The sequence below is a fragment of the uncultured Boseongicola sp. genome (assembly GCF_937988555.1).
GTDB lineage: Bacteria > Pseudomonadota > Alphaproteobacteria > Rhodobacterales > Rhodobacteraceae > Boseongicola.
Genome location: NZ_CALJXO010000274.1, coordinates 1 through 11426, shown reverse-complemented (window position 1 = coordinate 11426; position 11426 = coordinate 1). Strand labels below are relative to the sequence as shown.

Sequence of the window (11426 nt, the reverse complement as noted above, 5' to 3'; positions counted from 1 at the left end):
CGATCTTTGCCGAAATACTAAGGTAGCGTTGGTAAAATGAAGTTTGGGCCGGGGCAACACGCCCCGACCCAAGTTCCAGGAAGGAACTTATTTAATGTAACCAGCGCGGGTCATTTCACGGACCGCGAAAGTTTGGCTGTTTGCCAGCGCTTCTTCGACGGTCGATTGACCAGCCAGAGCAGCGGCGACCTGCTGACCGACGTAGTTACCAATGCCTTGGAACTCTTCGATCGCAACGAACTGAACGCCTGTGTAAGGAACAGGAAGCAGTGTTGGGTCTGCAGGATCAACCGAAAGGATTGCGTCTACGACTGCCGGGGCAAAAGGAGCTGCCTCAACCCGACGCGCATCCTCTTCTACCGACTGACGTGTGCCGCTTGGAACAGCGACCCAGCCTTTGGATTCACCGACAGATGTGAAGTACTCTTTCGATGTAGCCCACTTCAGGAAGTCTTTAGCGGTGTCAGCTTTCTGAGAACTTGCTGGGATTGCCAGTGCCCAAGACCAGAACCATCCAGTTCCTTTGTCTGTGACTTCCATTGGTGCTTTGAAGAATTCAGTCGTGTCAGCTACGCTGGATGTGGCTGGGTTGCGAACGTCGCCAGCAGCGGATGTCGCGTCAACCCAAGTGGCGCACTTACCTTCTTTGAACAAAGCGCGGTTTTCGTTGTGGCCGTTTGCAGAAGCACCGGGAGGGCCCGAAGCAATCATCAGATCGACGTAGTAAGTGATCGCGTTGTTCCACTCAGCTGAATCAAGCTGTGGGTTCCACTCTTCATCGAACCAGCGCGCGCCAAAGGCGTTTGCAACTGTACCGACAAATGCCATGTTCTCACCCCAGCCAGCTTTACCGCGCTGGCATGTACCGTATACGCCATTGTCTGGGTCGTGCAGCTTTGCCGCCATCTCTGCAAACTGTGTGTATGTGATCTGCTCAGTTGGCACTTCGATGCCAGCTGCTTCGAACAGGTCCGCACGATAGAATGTGAAAGATGTCTCAGAATACAGAGGCACTGCATAGAGGCTGCCGTCTGCAGACAGGCCGTTGCGGACCAGCTGGAAGATGTCTTCCAGATCGTAGTCGGCATCGTCAGCGAAATCGTCCAGCGGTGTCAGCCAGCCTTTGGCGCCCCAGATTGGTGTTTCATAAGCGCCGATGAACATAACGTCGAACGAGCCACCGCCCGTCGCGATGTCAGTCGTTGTGCGCTGACGAAGTACGTTTTCTTCGAGGACAACCCAATTGATCGTGTTGCCTGTTGCTTCTTCCCAAGCAGGAGCAAGCTCTTGCATGGTGATCATGTCGGCGTTGTTTACCGTCGCGATTGTGATTTCTTCGGCAATGACTGCGGTCGATGCGACCGACACAAGCGCCGTCGCGCCAAAAAGTGCGTTTTTCAGTTTCATCCAATTTCCTCCCTAGGTTTGCTGGATTGAAAATGTCTTAGAACACATCATCACACCAGTCAAATATTAATTTTACTCGCGTAAACATTTCTCCACTCGCAACGCTGGCTCATGCAGACGCCCTCAACACCAATCTTCCGTCGAACACAAACTCTGGACGATCAGTGATCGTGCTATTATTTTTGATAATCTCGAAGAGCGTTTCAACACTTTTTTCAGCGATGGCGTTGAAATCCTGAGCAACCGTCGTGAGCGGCGGGCAGGTAAACTGAGACCATGGATGGTCATCATGACCCGCAACACGCAACGCACAGCCAGGACCATGACCCACGCGCAGTCCTTTTTGATAAGCTGCCGCGAGAAGCCCAATGGCCAGTCGATCGTTAGAGCAAAGGATGGTCTCGGATGGCAGGGATCGAGTTGTGATCAGTCGCATACCCGCTTCAAGACCGATCCGCTCAAATTCCCAACCTGTTCCATCAGCGCGAAGTACCTGAGGGTCGTGGCCCAGGCGCTCCATAGCCTGAACATAGGCATCTCTTCTTTTGTTTGCGTTGGGATTAACCGGCGGCATTTCAAGGAAACAGGGCGGCTCACCTGTTCGACAAAGGTAGTCAACGATCAGACCTATACTCTGGGAATTGTTTGATCCCACAAAGGCCCTTCCAACATCCACGTTACTATCAAAAACGACGGTCGGTACTTCTTTGGTGAACTGCTGAACGACTTCGAAATCAGAGTGGCGACCAAGCGGGGCAATCAAAGCACCCGCAGGCCTGAGCGACTGCAATATCGCCAATGCATTGCTTTCCAGGCCTTTCTGACCATGGGCGCTGAAGACAACGGGCCAAAACCCCGCATCAATGCAACGTCGCTCGATTCTGCGCACGATCTCGGAAAAGAACGGGTCAGCCAGATAGGGTACGACGATGCCAATCGTCTTGGTCAGCTTGCGGTTCTGGTTGATCGCAAACATATTCGGACGATAATCAAACTTCTCCAGCGCGGCCTCAATTTTGACACGCGATGACTTTCGCACACTCTCGGCGTCATTGAAATATTTGGACAACGTCGGTCGTGAAATATCGCTGAGCTTCGCGAACTCATCCATATTCTTGATTCTGCGTCCAGTCATACGAACAGTCCTCGGCTCCCTATGCGATGTCATTCAATACCGCGATCATGCGCGCCAAGCAGAACACCCCAGCACTCCCTAAATCTTTACGCGCGCCATGTTTGAGATTGACAGTAGGCTCCAGCGATGACAATCGTCAACAGACAATCTGAGTGCGCTTCCGCTAGATATTGGCCAGCATGCCCTGCCGGCATTGCCAGCCTCAAGCGCAATAACCCTTGGGGTACTGATGACGAAAATAGCGACGGTTGGGGAAATCCTTGTCGAGTTTGTGTCGCATCGCCCAAACTGTGGCCTTCAACAAATCGGTGACTACTCGGGCCCCTACCCCAGCGGTGCTCCCGCTATCTTTCTTGACCAGGCCGCTCGGATGGGGGCGACGACAGAGATGATCGGTGGTGTCGGCGATGATGGCTTTGGCCGCGCAGTTTTGCAGCGTCTGTCCGAGGACGGCGTTGGTATTCGGGGTGTGACAACATCGTCCGGCCTCAGCACCGGCGTTGCCTTCGTTTCTTACTACGATGACGGCAGTCGCGATTTCATCTTTCACTTGACGAACACTGCAGCGGATCACTTCCAACTGCCCAAAAATATTCTGGATCCAGCGACCATCTATCTGCATGTCTCGGCGGCATCTCTTGGAAACGCAGCCATGCGCGAAATGATCATGTCCTCGGTACGTGAAATTGATGCCGCGGGTGGAAAGATTACCTGTGATCCCAACGCCCGTCCGGAACTGATGCGCGACGCTGCAGTGCGCGACTGCCTTGCAGAGGTCATGGACTGCGCCTTTTGTCTGATGCCCAGCACAAGCGACCTTGAGTTTCTGCTTCCAAACCTGTCCGAAGACGCCGCGATTGAGCATCTGTTGAAGGCTAAAGCCGAGGTGATCGTCATCAAACGCGGCGCAGGCGGGGCGACAGTTGTTGGCAACGGAGAACGGCTCGATTTTCCGGGGCACGCTGTCATAGAGGTCGATCCGACTGGTGCCGGTGACTGCTTCGGCGGAACATTTGTTTCGCTTTTGGCGCAAGGGGCATCGTTGCGGGATGCTGGCGTTCAGGCGAACGCGGCAGGTGCCATTGCGGTCACGCGGCGCGGACCAATGGAAGGAAATTCTGGCCCCGCCGAAATAGCGGCATTTTTGAATCGCGCCCGATCGAAGGAAGCGCCCGTATGATCGACGTTAAAGACCTTATAGCCAAGAACCGCGCCGGGCAGGCAGTTGGGCTGCCCTGTTTCTGTACCGCGAACGAATACGTCCTGCGGGCAGTGCTTTCTTATGCCGCAAAAACCGGGTTCCCGACCGTGATCGAAGCAACCTGCAACCAAGTCAATCAGGACGGCGGCTACACAGGCATGACCGCCGCCGACTTCATGTCCTGGCTGCGCGGCTTGGCAGATAGGGCTGGCGTTCCGATGGACCAGTTAATCCTGGGCGGCGATCACCTTGGGCCGAACCCATGGAAATCGGAACCCATTGAAAGCGCGATGGGAAAAGCCCGCGAGCTGGTGAAACAATACGTCGAGGCCGGGTTCCAGAAGATTCACATCGATGCCAGCATGGCCTGCGGCGGAGAGCCGAACCCGACCTTTGAACAGGTCGCCGAACGAGCTGCAGACCTTTGCGCCGTTTCCGAGGCGCATGCGCCCGAGCCGGAAAAGCTCATCTACATCATCGGCACCGAGGTCCCGATCCCGGGCGGCGAAACTGAAGAACCCGATGAGCTCGACGTCACATCGGTCGACAGGTTCAGGGCAACCATCCGAACTCACCGCGACGCCTTCGCCGCCCGTGGGCTAGAGGCTGCTTGGGCACGGATCGCGTCGATCGTCACCCAGCCCGGTGTCGATTTCGGGCACACCTCGATCTTTCCCTTCGTGCCGGAAAAGGCGCAGCCTCTCAGCGACGCGATTCTGACCGAGAACGCGTTGACTTTCGAGGCGCACTCAACGGATTACCAACCGACGGAGGCACTGGCGGCGCTGGTCAAGAGCCACTTCTTTTTTCTCAAAGTCGGCCCGGAACTGACGTTCCGCTTTCGCGAGGCTGTCTGGGCTCTGGCGGATATCGAAGCCCAAATCAAGCCTGCGCGACCATCGCGCATCCGGGAGGTCATTGAGGATCTCATGACCCAAAGCCCAGGCTACTGGAAGGATTACTACGGCGGCTCGGACGAGCAGATTGCGCAGCTCAGAACCTATAGTTACAGCGACCGCATCCGGTACTATTGGACCAATGCGAAGGTCACTGCGGCGTTAGACGCGCTTTTGAAGAATTTATCGGAGGCACCGTTGCCGGAAACGCTGGTCAGTCAGGCATTCATGGGGCTGGAGTTTGGAGAGATCTCGACCGATCCTTCGGTCCTGCTGGAAAAGCACATTAATCGGTGCGTTTCCCGTTATTTCCATGCGGGGGGCTTCTCCTGATTGACGGGCTTAGTCGAGAAACTGAAGGGCTTAAAGATATAGAGTGAAGTCGCTCATTCTTCAAAAGGCACATTGCAGAACACCAACTGTTTACGAAATTCCTGCCTTTTGGAAAACGCATCGATGAGCCGGTATTCGACCTGGACTCGACAGCCCGCAATTCAAACCCTAGGCGACTGCGCTATTCAACCGGCTAAGATAGTCCCGTAGGACGTCCGCAACACTGCTTCAATATCTGCGGGCAAGGTCTTTTGAGTAACGCCTCAGCCATAGCAAAAAAGTAAGATCGGTCGCTAACCGCCATGTGATTCGTAAGTTCACGGTGAAAGTCGGTTTTCTCCCGCACTCCCGTCATAGTGGCGGTCAAAATGCTGCAGTCTAGACCAATGGCCGGTGAAGTGGTGCTGCTTTTTAGGACAGGTTTGCGGCTTAGCTAAGACGCATCAGGTCTATGTTCATGCCGCTTTTCGTATCTCCGATTTGCCAAAGTATGCGGGTCCGGTATTCGTTTATCAAGGGCGGTGTGAGGCCGCTCTGAGTTGCGGAAGCAGGGCTAGTTACTGATGATCCGTTTTGCTTGGAACCCCGGTTATCTCATGCACGTAACTTGCTTGAGAGGACGCCAGCCATGCCTTCAATAGCCTCCCGTTTCCATGCACTCGCCTGCGTCGGGTGGAGCTGGCGCTGGCTCCTATCTCTTGAACTGTTTTGTCTCCGCGCAGCGCCTCAAGCACCACAGCAGCCTTAAACTTGTCTGAAAAATTCAGTCGCTTCGTCATTCTTGTATCCATTCGTTCGTGATGGATAAGTCTTAACTCGCTGTCCAATTTTAGCGGATCACTTCATTGCGGCCGGCACCGTGATGCTTGGGCAGATCCAGAAAGGCATCAAGGGATATCATTTGAGCACAACCACCTTGCTTAGGTGACGAGGGGCAGTTGTGTCGATACCTTTGGATTGCGCGTGGCGTTCCCCCAAAAACTGAAGCGCTGGCAGAGCCTCTGCTCCGGCCAGATCACCGATCGCCTTAACTGGCAGTGAAATATCACCGGGACCGCCGATCCCTAAAACGAATGCACCTTTTGCCTGTATTTCGTTGACCAAATCGGCGTCCGCCTTTGCGGTGTCGCTATGGTAAAGCATGACCACAGCAGAGCCCTCATCAATCAGACTTATCGGGCCATGTCTGTATTCACCGGGATGAAAAGTTTGCGTTGCAGCAATCGCCATTTCCATGAGTTTCAGGCCGCCCTCGAGCATGATGCCGTAATGCGCGCCGCCCCCCAAGAAGACCACGTGACTGCGAGAGTGAAATATCGTTGTGTCCGCCGCTTGCATAGATGCAAGCAAGACCCCTGCCTGATCTGCCAGGGCGCCATCTACTTTCAGCCCCGCCATCGCATAACCTGCCAACAGCATGAGTGAGGCAGATGAGGTCATCACGATCCCTTCGTCGGGATGCGTGTCAAAGACAATCGCGATATCCGAGGCGGTTTCGAGCACTGTTCCAGGAGCACAAGACACGCTGGTTACGTGCAGCCCAAGTGCACGACTGGCCGTTGCCGCGCGAACCGTCTCAGTGGTCGTCCCGCTGCGTGAAAGTGCTATGATTTCAGCAGGGGCGCCATCGGGCAAATAGGCTTCGCGTCGGTCGAACCATTCGCCGGCGGGTACGGCCATGGCAGTGTGGCCAGCCGCGCTAAGGGCAGATGCGACAGCCAACGCTAGATTATAGCTGGTCCCACATCCGATGACGATGCGGATTGCATCCGATACAGGCAGTGCGGCGGGCATTTGCGCCTTGCGCCAATAGTCGAACTGACCGGTTATTCCGCTTACGGTTGAACTCATTTTTCGGTCCTTTTTTGGCGTAAAAGTTTCATGATTGGTCAAGTTGGGCGGCAATGCTCGCTGACCATTCCGCGTCGACCGACCATTCGGCCATTGCCGAAGCCAGCATTAGGCCGCCCCCGAGCGTTGACATTGCGGGTTGGCTTTGCGGGCCAAGTTTTTGTTGAACCATCGCCGCAATCCGGTTGCTTTGGAAAACTGACCCGGCCGAACACCATTTATAGGGGGCGGTGGCTTTGGATCGCTCAGCGACCGACTGCGCCAATGCAACTAAGTGCAGTGCAGCTCCATCCAATATTGATCTGGCGATTGCGTCACCCTTTGTGTCCAGTTGATCAACAGCGCGTGCGACTTCTGCAACTTGTGCTCTTGGTGCCGGACTGGCGGCGACCCACTCCAACAGACCAAAAGGGTGGTTTGGCGCATCTAGAGCATCGCTCAACCGACTCGCAAATTGTACATCAGGCGCTCGGCCATCGATTTCGGCGGCAGCGTACGCAAGGGCCTGTTGACCAATCCAATAAGCGCTGCCCTCGTCACCAATGACATAACCCCAACCGCCCGAACGTACGATACGGCCTTGTCTTCCACCTACCGCCATCGACCCCGTGCCACACAAAACTAACACGCCGTCACCCTTTGGGAAGGCGCCGTGGAACGCCAATTCAACATCATTAAGAATATGACAGTTCGGTCCAAACCGTTCTGCCACAAATCTCGTGACATGTGCATCAATGCTGGGAACTTCGCCGTAACCCGGCATTCCCAATACGAGTAGTGCGTCTTTTGGAATTTGCGCCAGAATGGAACCCAGTGCGCTTTTCCAATCGGTCCCGTCTTGCGGATTGCAGCCTAGAGCATTTGGCAACTCGTGCACCTTGCCATCCCGTCTTGCAATGACTGCGGCTGTCTTTGTGCCCCCGCCGTCTATTGCCGCAATCGCCCTATGCATGAATCACCTGCTGGGACTTTTCGGTTTCTGCCGGCGCAAAGTTTACACCAGATCGTTCGATATACTTGGCAAACTCACCAGTTGGCTCGGCTTCTGAAGTCGGCGTGTGACCAATGGCAAGCTGTTCCGCCGAATGTGTCACGCGAGAACCAAATTTGCTGCTATCCGCAAAGTCTGTCACACGAGCGCTGCGACGGACCATTTGCGCGTTGATCGCCGCCTCTTCGGCATCAAGGCTTATCAATTCCTCCTCAACATCGATTGCTTTTTTCCCAAGAAACAAGCAGTCGCACCAAAGCTCTTCCATCATTGAGCTTGCGGCTGATCCCACCGTCGATAACTTTTCTATTCGAGCGCGGCCACCGATGAGCGTCAATTCGATACTGGGAACATGTGCGAACTCTTGAGCGACCACCAAACCTTTGGTGAAAATTTTGATCGACGAACCCATCCCCCGAATATACCGCGCAAGCTGCAACACGGCCGTCCCCGCATCCCCAAAAGGCCTTTCGTTCGGCCTTGTCCTCTGAGATGCGGCAAAAGCAATGGTGCATTTCGCGTCAATACACCCTTGCTCGCGCTCCCAAAAAGCAAGTGCTTTGCGTGATCCAGTTGCAATATGGGCAGACCCATTTCGCTGCTCAATCCGACCCATTTTCTCCAGCTCAATCAGGTCTCGCTGGATAATCGCAAGCGAGGTGCCAAGTGTGGTGGCGATGCGTTCTACTGATGGCCTGTCATTGGCCAAGAACAGCATAATCAATCTTGATTTTCGGTCCGTAGCCATATCTTCTCTCCGGTTTGGGTACTCATGCCAGCGAAATAGATCAATCCCAATCAAAAAACTGGCTGTCACTGAGTTAAAAACCTTGATCCATTTGGCGACTTCGCTTTTCTTGCCCGCGAATTCTGCAAAACGCCGAACCAGGCGCTTTAGAGGTTTCTGCCTAGTTTTCCGGCACTAACTGTACCCGAGGGCAGTGCCAGAGAATGACTTGCTGTTAAAGGCCGGGAACGTCCTGATCCAGGGCGGCAACAATCATACCTGGTCAAATCGCGGAAATGAACCTTGCGTGGTTGCGAAAGTGTTGATCAACGGAGTGATCCAACTCGATGCACCAGACGAGGAGGCAAAGGGAGTTACAAATAGAGAGAAATCCATATTCAAATAGCTCAGCAGAGAATTAGTGGCTAACCTGCTGAAAAATGCGCCCGGGATAAACAATCAATGACGGTTATCTCAGGCAGTAAAGATGCCGGGTCATGTTGACGTGTATTATTCATTTAGAATCCCGCATTCATACTTGGCGACGCCAGATAAGATCAGGCTCCAAGAGAATTTGGATTTTGAAGTACATTTTCGAGTGCTCCTAGCGATCGCAGCTGTCGTCCTTGATCACAAGAAAATGCTGCGCGATGGCGTCACGGCACGAAAGCAAAAGCCGCTATGCAGCGTTGGGGCAAAGGACATGTGGTCGGCTTGGGCCGTTCATAAGGAGCCCAAATTCCGCATCTGTAAAAAACCAGTGAATAGAATTTTGTAACTGAGGGCTCACTGCTGCCATTGGCCATCGACTTTACCTTTGCTTTGCAGACCCTGCAACGCGGCCTTTTGCGGACCGCGCAGCATTTGACCGGCTTAACGTCGAGTGTAAGCAGTGGCCTATGGAATTAGGTACTTTATTCCAGAATTATCACTGTTCGGTCGTCAAAAAATTCAGTGCGGCTCGATCCCTTAACCGTTGCGAAACGACCTATCTTGTGAAAATCTTGTTCCTCGGCAGTTTGGAATGTATCCTCCCAAGCCGCTGTCGTGGCTTCTTCAGGCAAACACGGATAGCCGTCGGTGAATATTTCAACGCTCGTCACGTCGGCCTTCGCTCGCTCGAAGTCTTGGAGCTCTCCTAACTGGGGTGTAGTTCCGTTCATGGTGTCGAAACACAACGGGTTCCCCGTGGTGTTCCCAAACCCATACTGAGTCTGAATTCCCCCCATAAGAAAGCCTGAGACAAGATCCGCCACATCGCTAAGCCCGAGTGCTTCAATTGCTTCTTCCACGATTTCTTGCGCACGCGCTGCATAAATAATTCCCTCAGAAATCGCATTGTCAAAGCCCAGGAAAATGCTTCTGCGTGTCAATGCTTCGACTTCGTCGAGATCCATATTCTTGGCAGCAAGTTCTTTGAACACGGCCACGCGCGCGGCTGTCGACACATGATCGATGACTTTTTGGTGGTGGTGAACTTCGAGGCCATTCAGTCGAATGCCGCTGTCTCCGAGAAGAATGAACCGCCAGCTCTCGCCACAATCAAGCGCGACGGCAAGGGTTGTCGAAGGTGGAATGACGAGGTTGAGCGGGTCAGTTCTTTCCTTCAAGATGGCAGACAGGCGGTTGATAATGTCTGAGCCCGGCAAAGTCCTGAAAACCGGATCAAACGCCATTGCAGCCATTTCTGATGCAACGATAGTCGCAGCCAACCGTCCTACGGCTACGCCATCGACAACAGTGCCGCGAGGATCGGTTGCACCATCAAAGACCCCGTAGAGTACGCCAGGCACAACCAGCGGCACATCATCTCCTGGCGCTGAGCCATCACGGTATTTCGATCGGTTGAAAACTTCTAAGCGCATAGGCACCCTCAAAGAAAAGCGGAGTTTCTGTTTTCGGTAAATCGAAAGACAAAGTAGACGCAGACCCCAGTACAAAGCAGTAAGACCGTCGAATGCGCGGCAGCCAAACCGAATTCACCATCAAGCACGGCCAGATAGATCGACACCGGCATGGTAATCGACCCCGCGTCATAGAGGATGAGAGTTCCAGAAAGTTCGTTAATAGCCGTGATAAAGCCCATTAGAGATCCAACGATAAGACCCGGTAGAATCAGTGGGACAGTTACTTTCAGAAAGGCTATCAGCGGCGGCGCGCCGAGATTGATGGCTGCCTCTTCCATGGATGGCTTAACCTGCCTGAGACTCGATGTCGTTGACCTGACGCCGTACGGCAGGCGCCTGATAAAATAGAGCATTACCAAGAGCCACGCGGCCCCGATCCCGCCGAAGAAGCCAGAGCGGAAGGTTGTGACAAAACCAATCGCCATCACCACACCTGGAATGAGGTATGGCACCATCATCATAAAATCAATTGCACCTGATGCGGTCGTTTCGCGTCGGACAATTACATAGCTGATCAGCGCTGAAAATGCCGTGATCAGCACCACTGCCGCAGTAGCGAATAAGAAGCTGTTCGCAATAGCCTCCGGTGCAGTGCGCCAGATGCGGCCATAGCTTTCAAGGCCGTAGCCACCCACGAAAACCGGACCGTTTGTCTTCAGGAAAGATGTATATACGACAACGAGCGACGGCAGCATCGCAATAAGAACCACACCATGGCAAAAGCCGTGCACCGCAACATTCCGCCATCCAGTGAGGTGCGTTTTGACCGGCAAATTCGTGAGGCTGCTCGCGTACCGCCGTTTTGCGAGGATACGGCGCTGGGCCAGCAAAGCCAGCATCGAGATAGCTATCATTATCATTGACACGGTGACCGCCATTGTCGGCACCCCCCCAAGTTCCGACCGATACGCCGAAAAAGCGATTGTAGACAGTGTCCGGAACCCGCGACCTAAGATGGCCGGCGTCCCGAAATCTGCA

Annotated in this window: 9 protein-coding genes; 2 read left to right on the top strand and 7 right to left on the bottom strand. The window is 54.0% G+C overall.

Going from position 1 to position 11426, the window contains the following annotated elements:
* Window positions 1-87 precede the first annotated feature (87 nt).
* Together Q1B15_RS16600 and Q1B15_RS16595 are read right to left on the bottom strand one after the other, a co-directional pair.
* Window positions 88-1407: a sugar ABC transporter substrate-binding protein gene (locus tag Q1B15_RS16600; RefSeq protein WP_299755735.1), complete on the bottom strand. Its 1320-nt coding sequence runs from the start codon at window positions 1405-1407 to the stop codon at window positions 88-90.
* Between the two features lie 109 nt (window positions 1408-1516).
* Entirely contained in the window at window positions 1517-2542 is a 1026-nt protein-coding gene (locus Q1B15_RS16595) for a LacI family DNA-binding transcriptional regulator (protein ID WP_299755733.1), read from the bottom strand.
* Window positions 2543-2771: 229 nt separating this feature from the next.
* Between Q1B15_RS16595 and Q1B15_RS16590 the strand changes: the two genes are divergently transcribed.
* Both Q1B15_RS16590 and Q1B15_RS16585 read left to right on the top strand, forming a co-directional pair.
* Window positions 2772-3722: a carbohydrate kinase family protein gene (locus Q1B15_RS16590; protein ID WP_299755731.1), complete on the top strand. Its 951-nt coding sequence runs from the start codon at window positions 2772-2774 to the stop codon at window positions 3720-3722.
* Window positions 3719-4972: a class II D-tagatose-bisphosphate aldolase, non-catalytic subunit gene (locus Q1B15_RS16585; protein ID WP_299755728.1), complete on the top strand. Its 1254-nt coding sequence runs from the start codon at window positions 3719-3721 to the stop codon at window positions 4970-4972. The genes Q1B15_RS16590 and Q1B15_RS16585 overlap by 4 nt, the downstream gene beginning before the upstream one ends.
* Before the next feature lie 897 nt (window positions 4973-5869).
* Here the strand turns inward: Q1B15_RS16585 and Q1B15_RS16580 are convergent.
* The 5 genes from Q1B15_RS16580 to Q1B15_RS16560 all read right to left on the bottom strand — a co-directional run.
* Entirely contained in the window at window positions 5870-6823 is a 954-nt protein-coding gene (locus tag Q1B15_RS16580; RefSeq protein WP_299755726.1) for an SIS domain-containing protein, read from the bottom strand.
* Between the two features lie 28 nt (window positions 6824-6851).
* Complete coding sequence (locus Q1B15_RS16575) at window positions 6852-7775, bottom strand: BadF/BadG/BcrA/BcrD ATPase family protein (protein WP_299755724.1); 924 nt, start codon at window positions 7773-7775, stop codon at window positions 6852-6854.
* Window positions 7768-8430: a hypothetical protein gene (locus tag Q1B15_RS16570; RefSeq protein WP_299755736.1), complete on the bottom strand. Its 663-nt coding sequence runs from the start codon at window positions 8428-8430 to the stop codon at window positions 7768-7770. Before Q1B15_RS16570 ends, Q1B15_RS16575 begins: the two co-directional genes overlap by 8 nt.
* Window positions 8431-9455: 1025 nt before the next feature.
* Window positions 9456-10406 carry a hypothetical protein gene (locus Q1B15_RS16565; RefSeq protein ID WP_299755722.1) on the bottom strand — a complete coding sequence of 317 codons (951 nt, stop codon included), beginning with the start codon at window positions 10404-10406 and terminating at the stop codon, window positions 9456-9458.
* Window positions 10407-10414: 8 nt separating this feature from the next.
* The coding region (locus Q1B15_RS16560) for an ABC transporter permease subunit (RefSeq protein ID WP_299755721.1) at window positions 10415-11426 on the bottom strand (1012 nt) is incomplete at its 5' end.